Origin of the sequence: Brevundimonas sp. (genome assembly GCF_019636155.1) — a bacterium.
Lineage (GTDB): Bacteria > Pseudomonadota > Alphaproteobacteria > Caulobacterales > Caulobacteraceae > Brevundimonas.
On the sequence record NZ_JAHBYB010000003.1, the window covers coordinates 220,579 to 244,607 of the forward strand.

The following is a 24,029-nucleotide window of genomic DNA, read 5'->3' on the forward strand; positions in this document are numbered from 1 at the left end:
ATCCCGTTGCGGCTGGCCTTCGATTTCTGAACTGCTAGGCCTTATTTCCCCGAGGCGGCCGATCCCGCATCAGGCCTCCTCGACCGCTACGGCCTCGTCTTCGTTCAGCAGCCGCCCCTCGCGGCGCGGGGTGACATAGGGCTCGGGGCGCGGCGTCGGCATATTGCCGCGCATCAGGGCCCGCCCGGCCGACAGGCCGCCGGTCAGCTGCAGGTCCAGCCGGGCGTCGTCGCGGCGGCGCACCTCGGCGATGGTGTCGGCGGCCTCGGCCTCGTTCAGACCCATCTCGACCAGCACGGCCTCGCCGAAGCGCAGGGCGGATTCGAAGGTCTCGCGGATCTGATAGTCGGCGCCCGCCTGGATCAGGCGGATCGAATGCCCCCGGTCGAAGGCGCGCACGAAGACCTTGGTCAGGGGGAACTCCCCCTTCAGCAGGGCGACGATGTGGTCGGCGACCTCAGGCTTGTCGATACAGACCAGGACCGCCTCGGCATGGCCGGCGCCCGAGGCGTGCAGCACGTCCAGCCGCGCCCCGTCGCCGTAATAGACCTTGAAGCCGAACTCGCTGGCGGCCTGGATCATCTCCACGTCGTTCTCGATGATCGACACATCGACCCCGCGCGCCAGTAGGGGCTGGGACACCACCTGGGCGAAGCGGCCGAAGCCGATGATCAGCACCTGGCCCTTCAGGTCAGCGGCCGCCTCCACCCCCTCGGCCTCGCCCGCCTCGCCCGTTTCCCTGGGCAGAAGCCGCGCCGTGGCCAGGCTGGTCAGGGGCGTCAGGGCCATGGACAGGATGACCACCGCCGTGGCCGCCGCCGAGATACGCGGATCGAATACCCCGGCGCTGAGGGCCGCGGCGTAGAGGACGAAGGCGAACTCGCCGCCCTGGGCGAACAGGACGGCGCGCTCCACCGCCTCGCGCTCGGACGCCCTGAACAGGCGGGCGACGCCATAGATGGCCACCGCCTTGACGGCCATGAAGGCGATCACCCCGCCGATCACCAGTCGCCAGTCGGCCGCCACCACCGCCAGATCGAGAGACATGCCGACCGACAGGAAGAACAGGCCCAGAAGGATGGCGCGGAACGGCTCGACATCCGCCTCCAGCTGATGGCGGAAGGTCGATTCCGACAGCAGCACCCCGGCCAGGAAGGCCCCCATGGCCATGGACAGGCCGCCCTCGTTCATCAGCCAGGCCGAGCCGACCACCACCAGCAGGGCCGCCGCCGTCATCACCTCGCGCCCGCCGTATCGGGCCAGGAAGCGGAAGATGGGATTGGTCAGCCAGCGTCCGGCCACGAAGACGACCACCAGGGCCCCGACCGCCAGGCCGATGGTCCGCCACAGCGGCGGCCCCGACGTCTCGGCCGCGCCCGCGACAGCCGCCCCCAGAACCGCCACGATGGCCAGCAGAGGCACGATGGCCAGGTCTTCCAGCAGCAGGATGGACACCGCCCTCTGGCCTGAGGGCGCGCCCAGTTCGCCGCGTTCGTCCAGCATCTGCATGATGACGGCCGTGGACGACAGGACAAAGCCCATGGCCACGATGAAGGCCACCGGGATCGACAGCCCCGCCGCCATGCCGGTCAGGGTCAGCAGCAGGCCGGCGCCCAGAACCTGGGCCGCGCCCAGGCCGAAGATCTCGCGCCTCAGACCCCACAGGCGGCTGGGCCGCATCTCCAGCCCGATGATGAACAGGAAGATGACCACGCCGAACTCGGCCACGTGCAGGATGGTCTCCGGCTCGCGGAACACGGCCAGGCCGAACGGGCCGATGGCCAGGCCGGCGGCCAGGTATCCCAGCACCGATCCCAGCTGCAGCTTGCGGAACACCGGCACGGCCACGACCCCGGCGCCCAACAGGACGGCGATATGCCCCAGACCCATGCCCGCCGGTTCCGCCATCGCCGTCGCCCCTGTCGCTTTCCCATCATAGTGGGGACGCATCGCGCCCTTGGCGAGGGGGCGGCGAGGGCCAGCGCCACAGTTTGGCCGAAAGATCACGGATCACTGGCGCTCGGGGGGCATGGAACGGAGACGTCTCATGCACACATTGAAGTCCGCCCTGGCGGTGGTTGCAGCCCTGGGCGTCGGGGCGCCCGTCGGAGCCCCTCCGGCTGCCGCTCCGGTCCAGGCGCGGGTCGTGGACGGCGAGCCGACCGCCGCCGCCTGCCGCGAATACGGCTTCGACCTGGCCCGGACCTCTCGCTCCGACAAACTGGCCATGACGGCTCCGGCCGTGGGAATGGCGGCGCCGATGCCCCCGGCCCCGCCGCCGCCTCCACCGCCGCCCGGCGCAGCCAGCGAAGCCTTCGCCCGGTCACGCGTCGCCGGCCCGATCCTGCCGCGACCGCCGGGCCCGCCGGTCGCCGCCGACACCGAACGCTATCCCGACGCCACGCCCAATCCGGTCAGGCGGGTCGCGGACCAGCCGGTCTCGACCTTCTCGATCGACGTGGACACCGCCAGCTATTCCAACGTCCGCCGCTTCCTGGATGCCGGCCGCGCCCCGCCGCGCGACGCTGTCCGGGTCGAGGAGCTGATCAACTATTTCGACTATGGCTACGCCCGGCCCGAAAGCGCGTCCCAGCCCTTCGCGGTGACCAGCGTCGTCACGCCCTCGCCCTGGGCCGACGGCCGCCAGATCGTGCATATCGGACTTCAGGGCTATGAGCTGCCGGAAGGCCAGCGGCGGCCGCTGAACCTGACCTTCCTGGTCGACGTGTCCGGCTCCATGGGGTCGGCGGACAAGCTGGACCTGGCCAAACAGGCCATGAACCTGATCATCGACCGGCTGCGACCGCAGGACACGGTGGCGGTGACCTATTACGCCGAAGGGGCGGGCACGACCCTGGCCCCCACGCCGGGCACGGACAAGCTGCGGCTGCGCTGCGCGGTGGCCAGCCTCTACGCCTCGGGCGGCACGGCGGGCGCTACCGGCATGACCAACGCCTATGACCAGGCCCAGGTCCATTTCGCCCGCGACCGGGTCAACCGCATCCTGATGTTCACTGACGGCGACTTCAACGTCGGGGTCACCGACGACAAGCGGCTGGAAGACTATGTCGCCGACAAGCGGGGGACCGGAATCTATCTGTCGGTCTATGGCTTCGGGCGCGGCAACTATCAGGACGCGCGGATGCAGGCCATCGCCCAGGCGGGCAATGGCGTGGCCGCCTATGTCGATAGTCTGAACGAGGCGCGCCGCCTGTTCGGCCCCGCCTTCGACCGGGGCGCCTTCCCCATCGCCGACGACGTCAAGGTGCAGGTCGAGTTCAACCCCGCGCGCGTCGCCGAATGGCGGCTGATCGGATACGAGACCCGGCTGCTGAACGAAGAGGATTTCGCCAACGACCGTATCGACGCGGGCGAGGTCGGATCCGGCGCCAGCGTCACGGCCCTGTATGAAATCACCCCCGTCGGCGGCCCGACCCAGGTTCCCGACCGGCGCTATGAATCGGCCCGTCCCCAGGCGGCGCCCGCCGCGCGGGGCAACGAACTGGGCTTCGTCCAGATCCGCTACAAATTGCCGGGCCAGCCGACGTCGGACCTGATCCAGCAGCCGATCCGCGCCGCCGCCACCCGTCCGGGGGAGGCGACGCGATGGGCCCTGGCGGTCGCCGCCTTCGGCCAGAAGCTGCGCGGCGATCCGTGGATGGCGGCCGACTATGGCTGGGACCGCATTCTGGACCAGGCCCAGGGCGCGCGCGGCGACGATCCGTTCGGCGACCGGGCCGAGTTCGTGCAACTGGTGCGGGCGGCCTCGGCCCTGCCGGAGCGGCGAACGCCTTAAACGTCGAACCTGACCCCCTGGGCCAGCGGCAGGGCGGTGGAGAAATTCACCGTCTGGGTCTGGCGGCGCATATAGGCCTTCCAGGCGTCCGAGCCGGATTCGCGGCCGCCGCCGGTGTCCTTTTCGCCCCCGAAGGCCCCGCCGATCTCGGCGCCCGAGGGGCCGATGTTGACGTTGGCGATGCCGCAGTCCGAGCCCCAGGCCGACAGGAAGGCCTCGGCCTCGCGGACGCTGTCGGTGAAGACGCAGGACGACAGCCCTTGCGGGACCGCGTTCTGCATCGCCACGGCACCGTCGAAATCGCGCCAGGTCAGGACATATAGGATGGGCGCGAAGGTCTCGTGCATGACGACCTCGGTCTGGCTCGGCATGCGGACGATGGCCGGGCGCACATAGACGCCGCCCGTCGCCTGGACCCGCGTTCCGCCCGCGATCCCTTCGCCCCCCTGTTCGACCGCCTGGGCCAGGGCGCGGTCGAAGGCGGCCCCGGCGTCCTCGTCGATCAGGGGACCGACCAGGGTTCCGGCCTCGCGCGGATCGCCGATGGGCAGGCTGGCGTAGGCGGCGGCCAGCCGTTCGACCAGGCCGTCCGCGACGCTCTCATGCACCAGCAGGCGGCGCAGGGTGGTGCACCGCTGTCCCGCCGTGCCGACGGCGGAAAAGGCGACGGCCCGCACCGCCATGTCCAGATCGGCGCTGGGCGTCACGATCATGGCGTTGTTGCCGCCCAGCTCCAGCAGCGACCGGCCCAGCCGCCCCGCCACCGTCGCCGCCACGGCCTTGCCCATGCGGGTCGAGCCGGTGGCCGAGACAAGCGGGACGCGCGGATCGGCGGCCAGGCCCTGACCCATCTCACGACCGCCGATCAGCAGCTGGTTCAGCCCCTCCGGCGCCTCGGCCCCGAACCGGGCGACGGCGCGGTCGAACACCGCCTGGACGCCCAGGGCGGTCATCGGCGTCTTTTCCGACGGCTTCCAGATCACCGGATCGCCGCACACCAGGGCCAGGCAGGCATTCCAGGCCCAGACCGCGACGGGGAAGTTGAAGGCGGTGATCACCCCCACCGGACCCAGCGGCTGCCAGGTCTCGCGCATGTGATGGCCCGGCCGTTCGCTGGCCAGGGTCAGGCCGTACAGTTGTCGCGACAGGCCGACGGCGAAGTCGCAGATGTCGATCATCTCCTGCACCTCGCCCAGGCCTTCGGAGACGATCTTGCCCGCCTCCAGAGTCACCAGCCGGGCCAGGTCATCCTTGGCGACGCGCAGCTCCTCGCCCAGCAGGCGCATCAGTTCGCCCCGGCGTGGCGCGGGGATGCGGCGCCAGGCGTCGAAGGCGGCGACGGACCGGGCGATCACGGCGTCCGGATCGGGCGTCAATGCCGCCTCGGCCCCGGCCGCGCCGTCGATGGGCGAGCGGGTCGTCAGGCCCGGTCCCCAGGCGGTGGGGGGAACGCCCAGTCGATCCAGTATTGTCTTCGCCTCTTGCGCCGCCGCGGTCATGGCCGTCTCCCCGATCTTCCCCGCTGTAACCGGCCCGCCCGCGCGGCGAAAGCGGAACCGTAAGCGCGCGGGCGGGTTCTGACGGCGACCCCGAAACTCAAGGAGCCCCCGCCATGAAAATCCGCGACGTGATGAGCAAGGACGTCCAGGTCGCCCGCCCCGGCGACACCCTGCAGGAGGTGGCCGGGCGCATGGCATCCGGCGATTTCGGCTTCATGCCCGTGGCCGACGGCGACACCCTGATCGGAACCCTGACCGACCGCGACATCACGGTGCGCGCCGTCGCCGGCGGAGCGCCTGCGTCCGCGCCGGTGGTCGAGTTCATCACCCGCGACGCCCTGACCGTCCGGGCCGACGACGACCTGAAATCCGTGCTGGACCTGATGGGCGGCCGCCAGATCCGCCGCGCCCCGGTGGTCGACAAGGACGGCCGCCTGGTCGGGGTGGTGTCCCTGGGCGACCTGTCCACGCGGGTGAAGGAGAAATACGCCGGCGAGGCGCTGGAGAGCATCTCGCGCCAGGGCTGACCCCCCGCGCCTTAACGCCCCCTTCACCTTCCCGCTTGACCCGCCGTCAACCCTCGGCGGCCAGACTGGCCGGATTGGCGACGAGGAGGATGGGGCATGGCGCGCGCTCAGTTTCAGAAGGGCCAGAAGGTCTGGGTCGAATGCGTCGGCGCCTGGGCCCATGTCGAACAGGTCCAGCCCGTCTGGGCCAAGGGCTTCGAGGAGCCTGTCCGCGTCACCTATGACGTCGGCCTGGGACGGGAGTTCACGGCCAATGAGCTGATGCTGCCGGTCGAGGATCAGGCGGCGACCGGAGACCTGGGCGACTGGCGCCTGCTGCGTGCGCGCAACAAGTGGCAGATGGCCGAGGACTGCCCCCATCATCCCTATCCGGGCACCTATCCGGTGGTGGTCACCGATGCGGCCGACTGGGGCGGCTGGCGCGTGCCCGGCGCCGAATACGACCGCGACCCGGACCGGATCGAGTTCCAGGCCCGGCTGATCGCCGCCTCGCCCCGCCTGATGGATCTGGCCCAGGCCCTGGTGGACATGGTGGGCGAGGCGCCCGACGACGCCCCGGCCGAGGCCCTGGCCCTGGCGCGACAGGCGCGCGAGGTCCTGCGCGGGATCACCGACATCCTGGCGCCGCCGTCCGAGGCCGCGGCGCCCAGGGCCGTCGAAGCGGCCTGATCGGGCCTTCCGCCTCGACAGGAATCCGCGACGCAGCCTAGATTCCGCCGGTTCGCCGAATCGAGGAGAGAGCGCCTTGCGCGCCACCGAGCGCCGCAGACAGGGTCCGGGGCGACGCGTCGCCGACCGCCATGCCGGAGCTCCGGCCTGGACGCGCATCCTGCTGCTCGCCGTCACCCTGGGCGTCGCGGCCTATGTGCTGCTGTTCGCGCGCGAGGCGGCCCGGCCGATGCGCGAGGCGGATCTGCTGCGCCAGGCGGCGATCCAGGGCGACGCCGATCTTCTGGCGGCCCGGTTCGAGGCGCGCCAGCGCGCGGCCCGCGGCGCCATGATCACCGGGCGCGCGGCTCTGGTCCGTGACGGCGACGCCATGGCGGCGGTCGAGGCGGCCCGGACCGAGGCGCCGGATAGCGCCTTCGCGGTCGTCGCGCCTGACGGGCGGGTCCTGGCGGTGGCCGGGGCCTCTGCCGAGACCTTCTCCGCCTCCGCCGCGCCCGGACTCGCCCCCCGGGCCGCGTCGGATCGGTCCGGCGTCCTGATCGCCGACGCCGACGAAGGGCGCAGGCTGGTCGCCCGCGTCCCCCCGCCCGAGGTGCGCGCCGGCGGGGTCGCGCGAAAGCCCCCGACCCTGTCCCTGGTGGCCGAGTCGGGGATCATGGCCTCGACCCAGACGGACCGGATCGGCCGCCCTCTGACCGCCCTGGCGCTTCAGGCCGCCGCCCTGCAACAACAGACTAAGCCCCGCTTCGAGATCATCGAAGGGGCGGGACGTCTGACCGCCGTATCCTCGGCGGGCGGCGGCGTCTTCGCGGTCGCCAGCATGCCGGTGGGCACGGGGGCCGCGGCTCTTCTGGACGACATCTGGGTTCTGGCCGCGCCCCTGGTCCTGGGCGTCGCCGTTCTGTTGCTGGTGCTTTTGAACCGCTGGCGCCAGGCCCGCATTAGCCGTCAGTGGGTGGCCTCCGAGCGCCGCTTCCGAGTCGCGGTCGAGGCGGCCCGATGCGGGGTCTGGGAATGGGACCTGGGCGAGGGATCGGTCGAGCTGTCGGACTATATGGCCGCCATGATGGGCTTTCCCGCCGGCGGCCCGGTCCCGGCCGAGACCTTCATGGAGCGGATCCACGCCCGCTATCGTGACCAGGTCGGGCACGCCCTGCGCCAGGCCGCCGCCTTCGGCGCCTTCGAGGTCACCTTTCCGGTCCAGGCGGAGGGGGTCAAGGTGCGCTGGATCGACGCCCGGGGCCAGGCGCGTGGCGAACGCCAGGCGGACGGTTTCACCTCCATCCTGGGGGTGGCGCTGGACATCACCGAGGCTCGCCGCGCCCGCGCCCAGGCCCAGGCCGCCGAGAGCCGCCTGCGCGACGGGATCGAGAGCGTGTCGGACGCCTTCGTCCTGTTCGACAAACAGGGGCGGCTGCTGCTGTGCAACCAGGCCTTCCAGGACGCCTTCGGCTTCGCGCCCGGCGCGGTCCAGCGCGGCGCCCTGAAGGACGAACTGAACCGCATCGCCGCCCTGGCGGTGAAGACCGAACATCCCGCCGCCGGCGGCCGGGCCGGGGCGCGCGAGGTCGAACTGCACGACGGGCGCTGGCTGCAACTGGTCGAACGCTTCACCTCGGACGGCGGCTCGGTGGTCACGGCCGCCGACATCACCGCCATCAAGCTGCAGGAGGCCGAGCGGCAGAAGGCGTCGGACAACCTGCGCGCCATGGTCGATCAGCTGGAGGCCAGCCAGGAGAAGCTGTCCCTGCTGGCGCGCAAATATGAGGTGGCCATGACCCGGGCCGAGGCCGCCAACCAGGCCAAGTCCGAGTTCCTGGCCAACATGTCCCATGAGCTGCGCACGCCGCTGAACGCCATCAACGGCTTCTCCGAGATCATGGCGGCCGAGATGTTCGGGCCGCTGGGCGACGCCCGCTACAAGGGCTACGCTGGCGACATCCTGAAGTCGGGCCAACACCTGCTCAGCCTGATCAACGACATCCTGGACATGGCCAAGATCGAGGCCGGCAAGATGACCCTGCACTATGAGGCGGTGTCCCTGCGCGAAGTGTGCGACGACGCGGTGCGGCTGATGCGCGGCAAGGCGCAGGAGGCGGGCCTGGCCCTGACGGTCGAGGCGGCCGACGGCCTGCCCGAGATCGAGGCCGACCATCGCGGCTGCAAGCAGGTGATGCTGAACCTGATCTCCAACGCCATCAAATTCACGCCGGAGGGCGGCGCCATCACCGTGCGCTTGGCGGCCCTGGGCGCCGACCGGGTGCGGGTGGCGGTCTCGGACACCGGCATCGGCATCGCCCCGGAGGACCTGGAGCGCCTGGCCAGGCCGTTCGAACAGGTCGAGGGCCAGCATTCCAAGACCACCCAGGGCACCGGCCTGGGCCTGGCCCTGACCAAGTCGCTGATCGAACTGCACGGCGGCGCCCTGCACATGGACAGCGCCCCGGGCGAAGGCACCACCGTCTCCTTCGACCTGCCGGTCCGCCGCGCCGCGGCCCAGGCCGAACAGGCCCGCGCCGCCTGACGGGCGCTCAATAGTGCGCGATCAGCCGCTGATGGCGAAGCGACGGTCTTCGGGTCGATGGAGGACGGCTATGCCGACAGCCAGAAAGCGATGGCCGCACACCTCTCGGCTTCCCCTATCGTGCGACAGATGAACCACCACGCCCGCCATTTGACCGTAGGACCACTGATCTTCGATCGATAGGTTCAAGCGGGAACTGAGGATGACGTCGGTCGATACGCCCCGCTCGTCTTCCGCGGAAAACAGAAGGGCAGGCTGGTCCAAGATCCGATCAGGAAACCACTTGGCCTGTTGGGGGCGTATCACACGCGCAGCACGGAGGAATTCCCCCATGCCGTCGCCAGGAGACAGGATGAATAGGGCGTCGGGGTTCGTGAGTTGCGCAACGGCGTCAGCGGTCATCACATCCGAGACCTATAGACAGAGCGCCTCGCCGAGAGAGGCTGGAGCGGGCAGCGGGAATCGAACCCGCACGAGCAGCTTGGGAAGCTGCCAGGCTACCACTACATCATGCCCGCGGCGCCTCGGCAGCCTCTACGCGACACGGGCCGCTCGCTCAAGCCGCGCCGTGCGGTTTCGGTCGGCCGCCTATTCCAGCCTCCGGGCGACGACGCCGCGCCGGGCCAGCTGGGCCTGGACGCTGTCGGGTCCCACCAGGTGCCCGGCGCCCACGGTGACGAAGGTGACGCCCGACCCTTCCAGCCGCGCCTCGATCTGGTCGGCCCAGTCGATGTTCCGGTCCGTCAGCAGGGTCTGGTACAGGTCGGGGAAGTCGGTCTTCCATTCCGCCACCAGCAGGCGCTCCAGCCCCTCCGCATCGCCGGTGCGCCAGGCGGCGACCATGCCGCCCACCTGTTCGGTCGCCTGGTCCACCCCGTCCAGGGCGTGTCGCAGGAAGGCCATCTCGACCGCCTCGGGCATGGCGGCGAACAGGCCCAGCTGCTGGTCCAGGGTCTCGAAGGCGCGGATGGTCTTGCCGTCCTCGCGCGCCCGGGCCAGCAGGATCATGTCCACCCCGGTGCCCGGCTGGTACCCCGCCCTGATCAGCTGGGCCATGGTCAGGTTCACCGCCGCGAACCAGGGGCGCATGGGGTCCATCAGGGCCGCGCTGGCGCCGATGGCGCGGGCGGCGGCGTCCAGCCGTTCGACATCCCCGGCGTCCAGCCGGCTGGACAGGGGCCGGTCCGGCGACAGGCCGTGCTGGCGGATGATCGGCAGGGCCGCGGCCGCGTCGTCGGGATTGGCCAGTTCGAACCAGACATCCTCGGCCGAGGCGAAGGCCGCCTCGATCTCGGGCGTGCGCCATTCGGTGTCGGGCTTCAGCACATGGACCGAGCCGAACAGATAGAGGGTGGAATCGGCGTCCGTGATCACCCACAGGGCGGGGGCGGCCGTCCGGTCGTCGTCCGCCGCGCGCACCGGGCTGGCCGTCAGCAGGGTCAGGCTCAGGCCAAGGACGCCCAGCACCGGCGCCAGCCTGCGCCACGGCCGCGAGGCTAGGATCGAACGGAAGGTCATGCGTGCTCCACGGACGGCGGGGGGTGAGGGGCCAGCCTATTCCGCCGCCGGGGGTTCGAGCAATTCGGGGCGGCTGACGGCGCGGGGCGACTGTTCCACCGGCGCCAGTTCCGGCAGGGTCTTGCCCTCGTGATCGACCTGCAGATCCTCGAACCGGCGCGCCTGGGTCATGACCTGGCTCTCCAGCGAACCGACGAAGGCGTTGTATTTGCCCACCGCCCCATCGAGCGCCCGGCCCAGGGCCAGGGCGTGGCCGCCCATGACCGACAGTCGCTTGTAGAGATCGCGGCCCAGCCGGGCGACATCCTCGGCGTTCTTGGCCTGCTCCTCGGCGCGCCATCCGTAGGCCACCGCCTTGCACAGGGCGAACAGGGTGGTCGGGGTCACGATCACCACCCGTGAGGCCATGGCCTGGGTCAGAAGCTCCGGCTCGTGATCCAGGGCGCTGGCCAGGAAGGCGTCGCCGGGCACGAACAGGGCGACGAAGTCAGGGCTGGGCCGGAACTGGTCCTGATAGCCCTTGGACGCCAGCTGCCGCATATGGGTCTTCAGGCTGGCGGCGATGCGCAGGGAGGCGGCCCGCGCCTGTTCCTCGCCATCACCCTCTTCCGGCAGGGCCAGGGGCACCTTGGCGTCGATCACGAACATGCCGCCGCCAGGCAGGCGGACGATGAAGTCGGGCCGGTTCTGGCGGCCCTCCTCGTCGGCCTGGGAGGTCTGTTCCTGGAAATCGAACCGGCCGGCCATGCCCGCGGCCTCCAGCACATTGCGGCAGGTCTGCTCGCCCCAGCGGCCGCGCCGGCCGGTGTTGCCCCGCAGGGCCTCGGTCAGCCGGCGCGCCTCGTCGCGCGTCGCCGCCGAGGCGTTCATCAGCAAGGCCAGCTGTTCCTTCAGCCCGCCCGCCTGTTCGGCGCGCGCCTTCTCCAGGGCCGCGACCTGTTCCTGGAATTTGGCCAGGGTCTCGGCCACGGGCTTCAGCTGGGCCTCCAGCCGCTCGCGCGCCACCCGGTCCTGGGCCTGGAAGGTCTCGGTGGCGCGGGTGACCATCTGGCCGGCCACCGCCTCGGCCGATTCCCGCGCCTGGGCCTTCAGATAGTCCGCCATGGCCCCGCGCCCGTCCTCGGCCGCCTCCAGCCGCGCCTCCAGCGCCCGGACGTCGCCCCGCGCCCTCTGCCAGGAGGCGAAGGCCCACAGGAAGCCGGCGCCGAAGACGACGGCGGCGGCCGCCAGGATGATCTCGAGAACGTTCATGCTCCGTTCCTAGACGGAATCGCGCCGTCCTCCAAACCGATCCGGCCTTCTGCGCCCTGATGCAGCGGAGTCACAGGTCCGCATCGTCGTGGTTAAGGGCGCGTCGCGCGGGAACCGGCCGAGTCGCCGCTCCGTTGAGAAGCGTGACAGGAGATCGTCCATGGCCCGCACCAGATCCGACGCCGCCCCCCGTCCCGACCTGCGTCTCGTCTCGGCCGAGAGCGCGGTCTACGAACTGATGAAGGCGCCCGAGACCACGGCCGAACGCGTCAAACGGCTGCAGATGGAGGCCCGCGCCCTGGCCGCCGAACAGGTCGAGGCGCTGGAGGTGGTGCTGAAACAGGCGGCGGCCATGGCCCAGGAAATAGCGGAGGGTGGCGACGCCTATCCGGTCGGGGCCCGTGAACTGGCCGCGCGGCTGGCCTCGGACCTGCCGTCCAAGGCCGAGACCCTGAAGGCCATCGTCGGGCGGACGCTGTAGGACCAGTTCCTCAATCCGCCCTCGCGGCCGGTCGCAACAGCCCCTCGGTCAGGGCGCGGACCACCGGCACGGCCACGGCGTCCCCCATCAGCTTCAGCGCGGCGGTCTCCGACGCCGGCAGGGCGTAGTCCTTGGGCAGGCCCATCAGGCGTGCGCATTCGCGGCCTGTCAGGCGGCGTACGCGGGTTTCGCCCCTCTCGCACACGATCACATACTGGCGCGACGAACCGCCGGCCGGAGTCCGCAGACAGCCGGCCAGGCCGTCGAACCGCACCTCCAGCCTCTGAGCCTTGGCCTGGCCTTCGCGCCGCACCCGTCGGAACCCGGCGCCCACGACGCGGCGGCCCTTCGTCAGGGCGGCCTCGATCCGGGCGCGATGCAGGGGCGCCGCCAGGGACAGGACCGCCCGCCCGCCTTCGGGCGATAGCCAGGTCACCGCCTCGTCCGGCTCCAACAGGTCGGCCAGATCGCTGTTGCGGCGCGGCGGCGGCGGCATCTTCCACCAGGCCCAGGCGGCGCGCACGGCCTGGGGCAGGCGCGCCTGGGCCGCGACCAAGCGGGACGAGTGGAAGGGCGCGAGCGGCGCCGGAGCCTGGGGCGCCTGTCCCTTGCCGCGCATGGCCACGATGAACAGCCGGGGCCGGGACTGGGGCAGCCAGTGCGCCGCGTCCATCTCCAGGGCGCCGACCCTGTATCCCGCCTCGGCCATGGCGGCGCAGACGGCGGCGAAATCGGCCCCGCCGCCCGAGGTCAGCAGGCCAACTACGTTCTCGATCACCACCACGGCCGGGCCGCGCCCCTCGGCGTCCAGCCCCTGCATCAGCCGCCAGAAACCCCAGAAGGCGCCGGACCGCCGCGCCTCCAGCCCTCCGCGCGCCCCCGCCAGGCTCAGGTCCTGGCACGGCGACGAGGCCCAGCACAGGTTGGGCCGTCCAGGCAGATCGGCGGGGGTCAGCCCCCAGACGTCGCCGACCGCCAGCGGAACCGCCGGATGATTGGCGGCGAAGGCGCGGGCCTTGGCCTGATCCAGGTCGTTGGCGAAACCGATGCGGAACCCGCGGCCGCCGGCCTCCAGCCCCAAGCCCGCCAGGCCGCCGCCGCAGAAGAATTCGAAGGCTGTCGGGGCGGCGCGATTCGGCATGAACCGCAGGCTAGCGCACCGAGACCGGCTTGGCGCCCCCTTGACCCGCGCGCGACCCGGCCTTTCCATGCCGGCTGATCGCCGGAGGTTTCCCATGCGCCCGACCCTCGCTTCTTCGCTGGCCGTCCTGACCCTTCTGGCCGGCGCCTCCGCCTGCACCCAAGAGGCGGCTGAGCCCGCCGCCGGCCCGGCCGCACCGGCCCAGGCCGCCGTGCTGGACGGAGTGGACCTGACCCAGCCGCTGCGCGCGCTTGGGACCGAACCCTTCTGGAGCGTCGACATCGGCCCGGACGGGGTGCGCTACGCCGGCGTCGACCGGCCGGAGCGGACAGCGCCCAACCCCGGCCCGGTCATGACCGGCACGGTGGCCACCTGGACCACCGAGGCCCAGGGCGAGGCCCTGGAAATCACCCTGATCGCCACCGAATGTTCGGACGGGATGAGCGACCGCACCTATCCCCTGACGGCGCGGGTCAAGGTCGGGGAAGAGACGCTTCAGGGCTGCGCCGCCGCCACCTCGGCCCTGATGGGGGCGGGCGAGTCGGGCCCGGTTCGCTAGACCATTTTCGGTTCAGTCGGAATCGACTGAACCCAGAACAAGGGTCCAGTTTCTGCTGGAGCGAATATCTGGGTTTAGTTGGACGCGCGTCCAACTAAACCGATTTCGCTCTCGCCTGCCTGTAATTCGCCCTCGTCCTGGGCCATAAGCCGGCGATGAAATTTCTCGACCAGGCCAAGATCTACGTCCGTTCGGGCAATGGCGGCGCGGGCGCCGTCTCGTTCCGGCGCGAGAAATTCATTCCCAACGGCGGGCCGGACGGCGGCGACGGCGGGCGAGGCGGCGACGTCTGGATCGAGGCGGTCGAGGGGCTGAACACCCTGATCGACTATCGCTACCAGCAGCATTTCAAGGCCGGGACCGGCAACCACGGCGCGGGCCGCAACATGCACGGCGCCAAGGGCGAGGACGTGGTGCTGCGGGTCCCCGTCGGCACCCAGGTGCTGGACGAGGACAAGGAAACCGTGCTGCTGGACATGGACGTGTCCGGCAAATCTGAGCTGTTGCTGAAGGGCGGCAACGGCGGCTGGGGCAACGATCGGTTCAAGGGGCCGGTCAACCAGGCGCCGCGCCACGCCAATCCCGGCCAGGAGGGCCAGGAGCGGTGGGTCTGGCTGCGGCTTAAGCTGATCGCAGACATCGGACTGGCGGGCCTGCCCAACGCGGGCAAGTCGACCTTTCTGGCCGCCGTCAGCGCGGCGCGGCCAAAGATCGCCGACTATCCCTTCACCACCCTGACGCCCAATCTGGGCATGGTGGATCTGTCGCCGTCCGAACGGTTCGTCATCGCCGACATCCCCGGCCTGATCGAGGGCGCCAGCGAGGGCGCCGGCCTGGGCACCCGCTTCCTGGGCCATGTCGAGCGGTCGGCCAGCCTGATCCACCTGGTCGACGGAACCCAGGAGGACGTAGCGGGGGCCTATGCGACGATCCGACGCGAGCTGGAGGCCTATGGCGAGGGCCTGGCCGACAAGCCCGAGATCGTGGCCCTGAACAAGATCGACGCCCTGACGCCCGAGGCGCGCGAGGAGAAGGCGGCCCAGCTTAAGGCCGCCTGCGGCCGCCCGCCGATGCTGGTGTCGGGCGTGTCGGGCGAAGGGGTGACCGAACTGCTGCGCGCGGCCTGGACCGAGGTCCGAAAAACCCGCGGCGAAATCGACGACGAGGGCGACGAGGTCGAACCCTTCGAGGTCGGCTGGACGCCGTGATCCTGGAACCGGTCGACTCCGTCGTCCAGAGCGTCGAATGCGTTAGCCCTCAAGCCCGCCGATCAGGATGTCCGCTTCCGCGATCCAGCGCAGCCAGTCCTCCTCGCCGAGGATGCCCCGACGCAGCGCCAGATAGATCATCCGTTCGGCGACCGGCATGGACGCCACGTCGCGGAAATGCTCCGCCTCCAGCGCGCGAAAGGTCGCCAGCCGCTGCTCCCGCGCGGTCCTCTCGCCCGCCAGCATCCCGCGCATGGCCGTTGCGCCGACGGTGTCGATGGCCAGGAGCTTGACCAGCAGGTCGTTGTTCACCCGGGGTGCGATCGGCGCCTCGAACCAGTCGTGCAGTTCTGCGCGACCCGCCTGCGTCAGTCGATACAGTTTCTTGTCCGGCCGGCTGTCCTGTTCCAGCCGTTCGAACGCCACCAGCCCCAGGTCCGCCAGACCTTTCAGGTCACGATAGATCTGCTGGTGCGAGGCCGTCCAGAAGAAGCCCAGGCTCTGATCGAAGGCGCGCACGATGTCGTAGCCGGACGACGGCTCGGCCCCCAGCACGGCCAGGATCACATGTTTCAGCGCCATACGGTCCTCCTTTTATATGCAACATGTTGCATATGGTCGTGGGTTGAGGCAAGGTCGGCGTCATCGATAGGGGACATGGGCGATGATTGACCGACCCGACAAGCGTCCGATCCCGTGGAGCGTGATCCTCGGCGTCCTGATCGGCTTTCCGCTGATCTTCTGGGCCTGGTCCCAACTGCTGCTGGACCGCGAACGGTTCAGCCTTCCGGGCGTCGATTTCTTCGTCGCCTTCTGGGCGGGGACGACGGTCGTCTATCTGCTGAAGATCGCCGTGATCCGCCGGCTTCTGGCCGGGCGGGGCTGGACCTTGGCGGACGTCGGCCTGCCGGTGTCGAAACGGTCCATCGCGATCGGCGTCGGCGGTTATCTGGTTCTGGCCCTGGCCCTGTTCGCCTTCGTCGAGGTCTCGGTCCGGGCCGTCGCCTTCGATCCGGAGAAGCTGGCGAACCTGCCCGGCCTCTATCCCGACACGACGCTGAAACGGGCGGTCTTCCTCGTCATGGCCTTCGTCGCCGGCCTGGGAGAGGAACTGACCTATCGCGGCTTCGCCATCCGAGGCCTGGCCTCGCGCGGGATCAACGCCTGGCTGGCCATTCCGCTTGCGGCGGTCCCCTTCGTCTTCCAGCACGGCCTGAAATCGCTGGACCAGTTCTGGTGGTTCTTCGGCAGCGGCCTGGTCCTGGGCGTCATCTTCGTCGCGACGAAGCGGCTGTGGCCCGGAATCGTCCTGCACTGGCTGATCATCCTCTCGGCCATGCTGGGCGTCTTTTCCGCCATGGCGGCGTGAGGTCTCACGCCTTCGTCGGGCCACGCCCTCGCCGCCGGCATCTGCTCCGGACCGTGATCATCATGGCGACAAGCCCCTCATGGCGTGTTAGGTGCGGTTTCGTTTGCTCAACCGTGAGCATAAGTCCCGCCGCGAGCCCGCTCCGCCTTGTCCTTCTTCCATGCCGGTCCCGCGCCCCAGGCGAATGGCCCCCATTCCGGGGCCTTGAGGGATGGGCTGGCCCTCGCTGCGGGCATGAAGGTCGGCCTCTTCGGGGGGTCCTTCAATCCGGCCCACGACGGCCATTCCCATGTGGCCGAGACCGCCGTCCAGCGTCTCGATCTGGACCGGGTCGTCTGGCTGGTCTCGCCCCAGAACCCGCTCAAGGACAGCCGTCAGACCGCGCCCCTGGCGCAGCGCATGGCCTCGGCCGAGACCTTCGCGCGCGGCCCCAATATGATCGTCTCGGACTTCGAAACCCGCGTCGGCACGACTTGGACCGTCGACACCCTGCGCGCCCTCAAACGCCGTCATCCCGGCGTGCATTTCGTCTGGCTGATGGGATCGGACAATCTGGAGAATTTCCACCGCTGGCGCGGCTGGACCGACATCATGCGGATGATGCCCGTGGCCGTCATCGCCCGGCCCGGCAGCCTCCTGGAAAGCCGCGCCGCCCCGGCCGCCAGACGCTTCGCCGCCCACCGCATCTCGTCCAACGAAGCGCGTCTGTTGCCGACCATGGAGGCCCCGGCCTGGACCTATCTGACGGCGCCGCTTAACCCTCAGTCCTCGACCGCCCTGCGCCGGGCCGCCGCGAGGTGACCTGAGGGGCCGTTTGTGCTAGACAGCCGTTTCAGTAAGTCTTCCGGAGCCCTCAGCTGACCCCCCCGCCCGCGCCCCAAGCGCATGACGACGCCTCTTCCGCCGCCTCCCCGGGGCCGGAGGCCGACGCCCCTCTGCCGGTCGGCGACACGCCGCTGGAACAGGCCATTCTGAACAAGCTGGACGAGGACAAGGCCCAGGACATCGTCCTGATCGACCTGCGCGGCAAGTCGCCCATGTCCGACGCCATGATCGTGGCTTCCGGCCGGTCGCACCGCCATGTCGGCGCCCTGGCCGACCACCTGCTGCGGACCCTGAAGGACCACGGCCTGGGCAAGGCGCGGGTCGAGGGCCTGCCGCACTGCGACTGGGTGCTGATCGACGCCGGCGACGTGGTGATCCACCTGTTCCGGCCGGAAGTGCGCACCTTCTACAATATCGAGAAGATCTGGTCGGTCGACAGCGGCCACCGCATCGACGCGCGGGCCTGACCCCAATCGTTTCGCGCGGCGCCCTCAAGCAGCGAACCGCCGCGCGGCGAGCGTTAGGGCAAGAAACAATGCCCGCCCTCAAACAGCGAGGCTCCGCGAGCCGAGCGGTAGGGCAAGAAACAATGCCCGCCCTCAAGCAGCGAGGCTCCGCGAGCCGAGCGGTAGGGCAAGGGTCATGAGACTTTCGGTCGTCGCTATCGGCAAGCCTGGCCGCGGCCCTGAGGCGGAACTGGCCGACGACTACGCTCGGCGCGCCACCCTGGCTGGAAAGGCCCTGGGTCTCGGCCCGCTCGAGCTGATCGACCTGGATCCAAAGAAACCCGGTAAGGCGCCGGAGGCCGAGCTGATCCTGGCCGCCGCCGAGGGCGCGCACCTGATCGCCTGTGACGAACGCGGCAGGACCTACGCCAGCCGCGCCTTCGCCGACCAGATCGCCCAGCTGCGCGACCGGGGCGAGCGGCGCCTGGTCTTCGCCATTGGCGGGGCGGACGGACTGGACGAGAGCGTACGGCGGGCCGCCGCATCGACCCTGGCTTTCGGACCCCAGACCTGGCCCCACGCCCTGGCGCGGGCCATGCTGGCGGAACAGCTTTATCGGGCGGTGACCATCCTGGCCGGATCGCCCTATCATCGAGACTGATGCGCGGCCTGCTTCCCATTCTGATCCTGGCCCTGGCCGCCGGTCCGGCCGCCGGGCGCCAGACCGCCCCGTCCGAGACGCGCCGGCTTCAGGCCGAATATCGGGACGAGGCGGTGCGCGCCCGGCGACTGAGGGCCGAGGCGTCGGCGGCCGGGCGCGAGATCGCCGCCCTGGAGGACCAGCTGCGTCGCCTGCGGGCCCAGGCCGAGGGCGGCGATCTGCGTGTCCAGGCCCAACGCCAGCGGCTGGAGGAACTGACCGGGCGCGAGGCGGCCCTGCTGGCCCGGATGACCGACGAGCGCGCCCGCCAGGGACGGATGCTGACGGCCCTGCAGATGATGAGCCGCCGCCCGCCGCCGCCCCTGCTGATCCCGGCGGATCAGGCGGTGGACACGACCCGGGCGGCCATATTGCTGCGGGCCATGACGCCTCAGATCGAGGCCCGTGTCCGCGCCCTGCGCGCGCGCCAGGACGAGATCGCCCGGGTGCGGCGGCTGGCGGTCCTGTCAAGCGAGGCCCTGATCACCCTGGAAAGCGAACAGGGTGATCGCCTGGCCGAGATCGAAACCCTGACCGCCCGCCGCCGCGCCCTGGCCACGGTGCTGAAGGCCGAGGCCGCCGCCGCCGCCCGCGCCGCCGCCGTGCTGGAGGCCCGCATCCGCGCCCTGGGCGGAGACGTTTCGGTTCCCGAGACGACCGATCCGGTCCCGACCGGCCTGCCCGGCGGCCTGACCCGCCTGGCCCCGCCCCTGGCCGGCGAACCGTCGCAGAGGTTCGGCGGCGGATCGGTCGGCTGGCGCTGGCGGGCCGACCGGCGCCAGGCCGCCGCCCCGGCCTCGGGTCGCGTTCTGCACGCCGGGCCGCTGAAGGGCTGGGGACAGGTGGTGATCCTGGACCTGGGGCCGGGCTGGCGCGCCGTGGTGGCCGGCCTGGACGCCCTGGAGGTCTCGGCTGGCGCCGATGTGCGCCAGGGCCAGACCCTGGGCCGCAGCGCCCAGGACGGCGAGATCTATTTCGAACTGCGCCGTGACGAACGGCCGGTCGATCCGGCCCCCTGGCTGGGCTGAGGCGCCGTCTGGGGGGATTCCCCTTTCCTTCCTCCGGTGACGCTGTTTTTATCGCCCCCGCGCGTCTCGGCCACGATTCAGCCGCGGGGGCGCGCCCAGATGCCGATGTCGGCCCCGCCGGGCCCAAGAAAGAGAGAGCATGCGTAAACTGCTAGTCGTCGGCGCCGCCGCCCTGGCGCTGGGCGGATCGGCCGTCGCGGTGCAGAGCCAGACGCCCCGCAACGAAACCTTCCGCATGCTGGAGCTGTTCGGGGACATCGTGGCCGCCGTCGAACAGGCCTATGTGGTGCCGGTCGACAACAAGAAGCTGATCGAGGCGGCCCTGCGCGGCATGCTGTCGTCGCTTGATCCGCATTCGGACTATCTGCCGCCCGAGAGTTACGGCGACCTGCAGGAACGGACCGAAGGGCGCTATTCCGGCGTGGGCCTGACCATCAGTTCCGAGGGCGGGCTGATCAAGGTGGTGTCGCCGATGGACGGCGGCCCGGCCGCCGCGGCAGGGATTCAGGCGGGCGACGTCATCTCCTCCGTCGATGGCCAGAACACCGCCGGCATGACCAATTCCCAGGTCTCGGAAAAGCTGCGCGGCCAGGCCGGCACCACCGTGGTGGTGGGCGTGATGCGGGTGGGCGAGGACCAGCGCGAGGTCACCCTGACGCGCGACATCATCCGCATCGATTCCGTCAGCGGCCGGCTGGAAGGCGACATCGCCTATGTCCGGATCTCCAGCTTCAACCGCAACACGGAGACCGAGCTGAACGACACCCTGGCCCGGCTGAAGCGCGAGAACCCGCGCATCACCGGCTATGTGCTGGATCTGCGCAACAACGGCGGCGGCCTGCTGCCGGCGGCCATCGCCGTGTCCGACGCCTTCCTGGAGCGGGGCGAGATCGTCAGCCAGCGCGGACGCCGCCCCGACCAGATCGAACGCTATGCGGCCACCCCCGGCGACCTGACCGGCGGCAAGCCCGTCGTGGTCCTGGTCAACTATGGCTCGGCCTCGGCCTCCGAGATCGTGGCCGGCGCCCTGAAGGACCAGGAGCGGGCGGTGATCCTGGGCCTGACCACCTTCGGCAAGGGATCGGTCCAGACCGTCTTCCCCCTGCGCGGCGGACAGGACGGCGCCCTCTACATCACCACGGCGCGCTACTTCACGCCCTCCGGCCGCTCGATCCAGAAGATCGGCATCGAGCCCGATCTGGAAGTGTCGCGCTCGGCCGCCGAGGCGCGGATCATCTCGCGGTCCAACTTCATCTACTCCGAGGCCGCCTATTCCACCGCCCTGGACGCCTCGATCGGGGCCGAACGGCGCGGTCCCCATGCGGCGCACGAGGCGCCGGGCCCGGACTATCCGGCGGACAAGGACTATCAGCTGGAGCGCGCCCTGCAGCTGCTGCGCGTCGGCGGCGACCTGTCGCGCCTGCCCGCGCCGGGGGCCGACATCGTCATCGACGGCGCCGGAGCCGACACCGCGGACGAAGCCGAGGCGACGCCCGAAGACTGAGCCCTTACCGCCCCTTAGGTGGTGAACGCAGCGTTAGGCTTTCTTAACCGGCCGGCGGCACACTGGCCTGGCAAGAGGTCCGTCCGACGCCCGCCATGTTCGCCAAACGCCAGTCCGCCCTCGCCGCCGCCGCCGGCGCCCCGCCCCGCGCCAGGGGCCCGGTCATGCCCATGAACGCCCTGAGGACCCTGGCGCGCAAGCCGCCGGTCCTGGTGGGGGCGGCGGGCCTGTTCCTGCTGGCCGCCGCCGCCCTGTTCCTGGTCGTCCTGGGCGACCCCCGCGCCGGCGCCCCGTCCGCCCGCGTCAGCCTGAAGCGGCCCGCGGCGGCCCAGACCCCGGCGCCGACCGGCTTCGACGCCTTCTCGATGGGGGCCATGGACCTGTATCAGGACCTGACCGGGACCGCCGACGACGGCCTGGGCGAGGCCGCGTCGGGAGAGGCGCTGATCACCCTGCCCGACGGCGCCACCATCGCCGGGGGCGCCCCGGTCGCCGCCCCGCGCCACGCCGCGTCTCCCCTGCCGGCCGCGCCCATCTCGGGTCTCAGCCAGCCGGGACCGAACGGCGCCCTGCCGACCATCGCGCCGGACGGCCGCACCCCGGCGGTGGCCTACGCCCGGCCCTTCCGCTCGAACGGCAGGCCGCGCGTGGCCCTGATCGTCGGCGGACTGGGGCTGAACGCCGTCACCACCCGCGCCGCCATCGAACGCCTGCCGCCCGAGGTGACCCTGAGTTTCGTGCCCTATGCCGAGGGACTGCAGGGCTGGATCGACCTGGCCCGGGCCCAGGGGCACGAGGTGCTGATCGAGATTCCGATGGAGCCGACCGGTTATCCCGACACGGTCGATCCGGGGCCACAGACCCTGCTGGCCGCCTCCACGCCCGATGAGATCCAGGCCCGGATGACCTGGCTGCTGGGCCGGGCGACGGGATATTTCGGCGTGACCAACTATCTGGGCGACCGGTTCGCCCCGTCGGACGCGGGGATGAACGCCTTCCTGGCCGTGCTGCGCCAGCGCGGCCTGGCCTTCCTGGACGACGGCTCCATGCGGCGCCGCCCCGGCGCCTTCGCCCGCGCCAGCGCCGACCGCATCGTGGATGAGACCCAGACCCCCGCCGCCATCATGGGCCAGCTGAACGCCCTGGAGGCCGCCGCCAAGACCCGCGGCCAGGCCCTGGGGACCGGCTTCAGCTATCCGGTCACGGTCGAGGCCGCCGCCCGCTGGACCGCCGGACTGGAGGCGCGCGGCCTGCAACTGGCCCCCGCCTCGGCCATCGCCGCGCGACCTGGGCGCTAAGCGCAGTGGCGAGTGGCGAGTGGCGAGGGTAGCCACGCCGCCCTTTCAGCCGTCAACAGCCAGGATCTGACCGCACCTCGATCTTGACTCACCCCTCGCCACTCGCCACTCGCCACTTCCATGGACCTCTCCCGCCATCGCCCCAACGTCGGCGTCGTCCTGTTCAACCGCCAGGGCCGGGTCTGGTATGGGCGGCGCGCCGGGACGCCGGGACCGCACAACTGGCAGTTCCCCCAGGGAGGCGTTGATGAGGGCGAGGATTTCAAGGCCGCCGCCCGGCGCGAACTGTTCGAGGAGACGGGGATCCGCTCGGCCGAACTTCTGGCCGCGACGCCCGGTTGGATCGCCTATGACTTCCCGCCCGAACTCGAGGGCCGGAAGATCGCGCGCGGCTGGCGCGGGCAGAAGCAGAAATGGTTCGCCTACGGCTTCACCGGCGAGGAGACGGAGATCGACCTGGAGGCCCACGGAGAGATCGAGTTCGACGCCTGGCGCTGGGGCCGGCTGGACGAGGCCTGCGACCTGATCGTGCCGTTCAAGCGCCCGGCCTATGAACAGGTGGTCGCCGCTTTCTCGGGCCTGGCTGGCATGCTGGCGGGCGGATAGACGGCGACCGTCAGGACGGCCCGCCGTCAGTGGCCGTCGCCGGACAGTTTCATCAGCACCAGGCCCGAGACGATCAGCACCGCCGCCGCCACCCGCATCACCGTGACCTGTTCGCCCAGGACCACGATCCCCACGACAAAGGCGCCGACCGCCCCGATGCCGGTCCAGACCGTATAGGCCGTGCCCAGGGGCAGGCTCTTCATCGCCACCGACAGCAGGCCGAAGCTGACGAACATGAAGGCGAAGGTGGCCACCGTCGGCCACAGGCGGGTGAAGCCGTCCGACTGTTTCATCAGAAACGCCCAGACGACCTCGAACAGGCCGGCGAGAACAACGAGAATCCAGGCCATGGGTCGGCCCTCCTTGCAAAGGGCCGGGCCGTCCCGGACTTGGTCCCGCACGGTTGGCGGGAGCGAGGACGTGGCCTCGTCTTTCAGCGGCTATCTAAGGCGTCGGCCGTGGGCGTCAAGCGCCGCGCGGGCCAAACAGGATGATGGCGGCCCCGGCCAGGCAGACGCCGGCGCCCAGCAGGTCCCACCGGTCCGGCGTGCGATGCTCGACCAGCCACAGCCAGGCCAGGGAGGCGGCGATATAGACCCCGCCATAGGCGGCGAAGGCGCGACCCGCCGCATCCGCCTCGACCCGCGTCAGCAGAACCGCGAACAGGACCAGGAACAGAACCCCCGGCGCGATCCACCAGGGCGACCGGTCCAGCCGCAGCCAGGCCCAGAAGGCGAAACAGCCGGCGATCTCGGCGACCGCCGCCAGGATGTAGAACAGGGCGGTCATCCGCGCCGCCCGCTCCGGCCTCAGTCGGCCGCGACTTCGGCGGCCTGTTCGGCCAGGATGGTCAGGCCCGCCGGGGTCACGTCGGCGAACCCGCCGTGCACCTCGAACCGGCGGCGTGAACCGCCGTCCATGACCGTCACCACGCCTTCGCGCAGGGCGGTCATGAAGGGGGCGTGGTCTGCCAGGACGCCGAAATCGCCCTCGGCGCCGGGCGCATCCACCTGATCCACGAGGCCCGAAAAGACCTCGCGTTCAGGCGACACCAGCGAAAAGTTCAGCTTGCCAGCCATG

The 24,029-nt window shown here is 70.8% G+C and carries 25 protein-coding genes and 1 tRNA gene; 15 read left to right on the top strand and 11 right to left on the bottom strand.

Annotated elements, in window-relative coordinates:
* Positions 1–69: 69 nt before the first annotated feature.
* Positions 70–1,908: a monovalent cation:proton antiporter-2 (CPA2) family protein gene (locus KF910_RS05015; RefSeq protein ID WP_292259260.1), complete on the bottom strand. Its 1,839-nt coding sequence runs from the start codon at positions 1,906–1,908 to the stop codon at positions 70–72.
* Positions 1,909–2,047: 139 nt separating this feature from the next.
* Between KF910_RS05015 and KF910_RS05020 the strand changes: the two genes are divergently transcribed.
* Complete coding sequence (locus KF910_RS05020; protein WP_292259261.1) at positions 2,048–3,796, top strand: vWA domain-containing protein; 1,749 nt, start codon at positions 2,048–2,050, stop codon at positions 3,794–3,796.
* Here the strand turns inward: KF910_RS05020 and KF910_RS05025 are convergent.
* Positions 3,793–5,295 carry an aldehyde dehydrogenase family protein gene (locus KF910_RS05025; RefSeq protein WP_292259263.1) on the bottom strand — a complete coding sequence of 501 codons (1,503 nt, stop codon included), beginning with the start codon at positions 5,293–5,295 and terminating at the stop codon, positions 3,793–3,795. The genes KF910_RS05020 and KF910_RS05025 overlap by 4 nt on opposite strands.
* Positions 5,296–5,408: 113 nt before the next feature.
* Between KF910_RS05025 and KF910_RS05030 the strand changes: the two genes are divergently transcribed.
* From KF910_RS05030 to KF910_RS05040, 3 genes are all read left to right on the top strand, one after another.
* A complete protein-coding gene (locus tag KF910_RS05030; protein WP_292259265.1) occupies positions 5,409–5,822 on the top strand; it encodes a CBS domain-containing protein in 414 nt (137 codons plus the stop codon).
* Positions 5,823–5,918: 96 nt separating this feature from the next.
* A complete protein-coding gene (locus KF910_RS05035; RefSeq protein WP_292259267.1) occupies positions 5,919–6,491 on the top strand; it encodes a hypothetical protein in 573 nt (190 codons plus the stop codon).
* Between the two features lie 76 nt (positions 6,492–6,567).
* Positions 6,568–9,015, top strand: coding sequence for an ATP-binding protein (locus tag KF910_RS05040; protein WP_292259268.1), 2,448 nt, complete (start codon positions 6,568–6,570; stop codon positions 9,013–9,015).
* A gap of 21 nt (positions 9,016–9,036) precedes the next feature.
* Here the strand turns inward: KF910_RS05040 and KF910_RS05045 are convergent, their stop codons facing one another.
* From KF910_RS05045 to KF910_RS05060, 4 genes are all read right to left on the bottom strand, one after another.
* Positions 9,037–9,417: a hypothetical protein gene (locus tag KF910_RS05045; protein ID WP_292259270.1), complete on the bottom strand. Its 381-nt coding sequence runs from the start codon at positions 9,415–9,417 to the stop codon at positions 9,037–9,039.
* 42 nt (positions 9,418–9,459) lie between these two features.
* Positions 9,460–9,533 (bottom strand) — tRNA-Gly (locus KF910_RS05050).
* Positions 9,534–9,603: 70 nt separating this feature from the next.
* Positions 9,604–10,533 (bottom strand): TraB/GumN family protein, encoded by a 930-nt coding sequence (locus KF910_RS05055; protein WP_292259272.1) that lies wholly within the window; start codon positions 10,531–10,533, stop codon positions 9,604–9,606.
* Positions 10,534–10,569: 36 nt separating this feature from the next.
* The gene (locus KF910_RS05060) at positions 10,570–11,784 is read right to left on the bottom strand and encodes a DNA recombination protein RmuC (RefSeq protein WP_292259274.1); all 1,215 of its coding nucleotides are present in this window, start codon (positions 11,782–11,784) and stop codon (positions 10,570–10,572) included.
* Between the two features lie 160 nt (positions 11,785–11,944).
* On the opposite strand from KF910_RS05060, the gene KF910_RS05065 reads away from it, so the two are divergent.
* Entirely contained in the window at positions 11,945–12,265 is a 321-nt protein-coding gene (locus KF910_RS05065) for a hypothetical protein (protein ID WP_292259276.1), read from the top strand.
* A gap of 10 nt (positions 12,266–12,275) precedes the next feature.
* Here KF910_RS05065 and KF910_RS05070 read toward each other — a convergent pair whose 3' ends face one another.
* On the bottom strand, positions 12,276–13,406 hold the full coding sequence (locus KF910_RS05070; RefSeq protein ID WP_292259277.1) for a DNA cytosine methyltransferase: 1,131 nt from the start codon (positions 13,404–13,406) through the stop codon (positions 12,276–12,278).
* A 94-nt stretch (positions 13,407–13,500) separates the two neighbouring features.
* On the opposite strand from KF910_RS05070, the gene KF910_RS05075 reads away from it, so the two are divergent.
* Both KF910_RS05075 and obgE read left to right on the top strand, forming a co-directional pair.
* On the top strand, positions 13,501–13,965 hold the full coding sequence (locus KF910_RS05075; protein ID WP_292259279.1) for a COG3650 family protein: 465 nt from the start codon (positions 13,501–13,503) through the stop codon (positions 13,963–13,965).
* A gap of 155 nt (positions 13,966–14,120) precedes the next feature.
* Positions 14,121–15,173: a GTPase ObgE gene (obgE, locus tag KF910_RS05080; protein ID WP_292259281.1), complete on the top strand. Its 1,053-nt coding sequence runs from the start codon at positions 14,121–14,123 to the stop codon at positions 15,171–15,173.
* A gap of 42 nt (positions 15,174–15,215) precedes the next feature.
* Here the strand turns inward: obgE and KF910_RS05085 are convergent, their stop codons facing one another.
* Positions 15,216–15,755: a PadR family transcriptional regulator gene (locus KF910_RS05085; protein ID WP_292259283.1), complete on the bottom strand. Its 540-nt coding sequence runs from the start codon at positions 15,753–15,755 to the stop codon at positions 15,216–15,218.
* Between the two features lie 82 nt (positions 15,756–15,837).
* Between KF910_RS05085 and KF910_RS05090 the strand changes: the two genes are divergently transcribed.
* The 8 genes from KF910_RS05090 (at position 15,838) to KF910_RS05125 (ending at position 22,949) form a co-directional block, all read left to right on the top strand.
* Positions 15,838–16,542, top strand: a complete 705-nt coding sequence (locus KF910_RS05090; protein WP_292259285.1) for a CPBP family intramembrane glutamic endopeptidase — start codon at positions 15,838–15,840, stop codon at positions 16,540–16,542.
* Between the two features lie 216 nt (positions 16,543–16,758).
* Complete coding sequence (locus tag KF910_RS05095) at positions 16,759–17,343, top strand: nicotinate-nucleotide adenylyltransferase (RefSeq protein WP_416354684.1); 585 nt, start codon at positions 16,759–16,761, stop codon at positions 17,341–17,343.
* Positions 17,344–17,399: 56 nt separating this feature from the next.
* Entirely contained in the window at positions 17,400–17,834 is a 435-nt protein-coding gene (gene rsfS / locus KF910_RS05100) for a ribosome silencing factor (protein WP_292259462.1), read from the top strand.
* 175 nt (positions 17,835–18,009) lie between these two features.
* Positions 18,010–18,474, top strand: a complete 465-nt coding sequence (gene rlmH, locus KF910_RS05105) for a 23S rRNA (pseudouridine(1915)-N(3))-methyltransferase RlmH (RefSeq protein WP_292259289.1) — start codon at positions 18,010–18,012, stop codon at positions 18,472–18,474.
* Entirely contained in the window at positions 18,474–19,541 is a 1,068-nt protein-coding gene (locus KF910_RS05110; protein ID WP_292259290.1) for a murein hydrolase activator EnvC family protein, read from the top strand. Before rlmH ends, KF910_RS05110 begins: the two co-directional genes overlap by 1 nt.
* Before the next feature lie 139 nt (positions 19,542–19,680).
* Positions 19,681–21,045, top strand: coding sequence for a S41 family peptidase (locus KF910_RS05115; RefSeq protein WP_292259292.1), 1,365 nt, complete (start codon positions 19,681–19,683; stop codon positions 21,043–21,045).
* A gap of 95 nt (positions 21,046–21,140) precedes the next feature.
* A complete protein-coding gene (locus KF910_RS05120; protein ID WP_292259294.1) occupies positions 21,141–22,343 on the top strand; it encodes a divergent polysaccharide deacetylase family protein in 1,203 nt (400 codons plus the stop codon).
* A gap of 120 nt (positions 22,344–22,463) precedes the next feature.
* Positions 22,464–22,949: an RNA pyrophosphohydrolase gene (locus KF910_RS05125; RefSeq protein WP_292259295.1), complete on the top strand. Its 486-nt coding sequence runs from the start codon at positions 22,464–22,466 to the stop codon at positions 22,947–22,949.
* Positions 22,950–22,975: 26 nt separating this feature from the next.
* Here KF910_RS05125 and KF910_RS05130 read toward each other — a convergent pair whose 3' ends face one another.
* From KF910_RS05130 to KF910_RS05140, 3 genes are all read right to left on the bottom strand, one after another.
* Positions 22,976–23,299, bottom strand: coding sequence for a DMT family transporter (locus tag KF910_RS05130; RefSeq protein WP_292259297.1), 324 nt, complete (start codon positions 23,297–23,299; stop codon positions 22,976–22,978).
* Between the two features lie 115 nt (positions 23,300–23,414).
* Positions 23,415–23,738 carry a YnfA family protein gene (locus KF910_RS05135; RefSeq protein WP_292259299.1) on the bottom strand — a complete coding sequence of 108 codons (324 nt, stop codon included), beginning with the start codon at positions 23,736–23,738 and terminating at the stop codon, positions 23,415–23,417.
* A gap of 20 nt (positions 23,739–23,758) precedes the next feature.
* The gene (locus tag KF910_RS05140) at positions 23,759–24,028 is read right to left on the bottom strand and encodes an ATP synthase F1 subunit epsilon (RefSeq protein WP_292259300.1); all 270 of its coding nucleotides are present in this window, start codon (positions 24,026–24,028) and stop codon (positions 23,759–23,761) included.
* Between the last annotated feature and the right edge of the window lies 1 nt (position 24,029).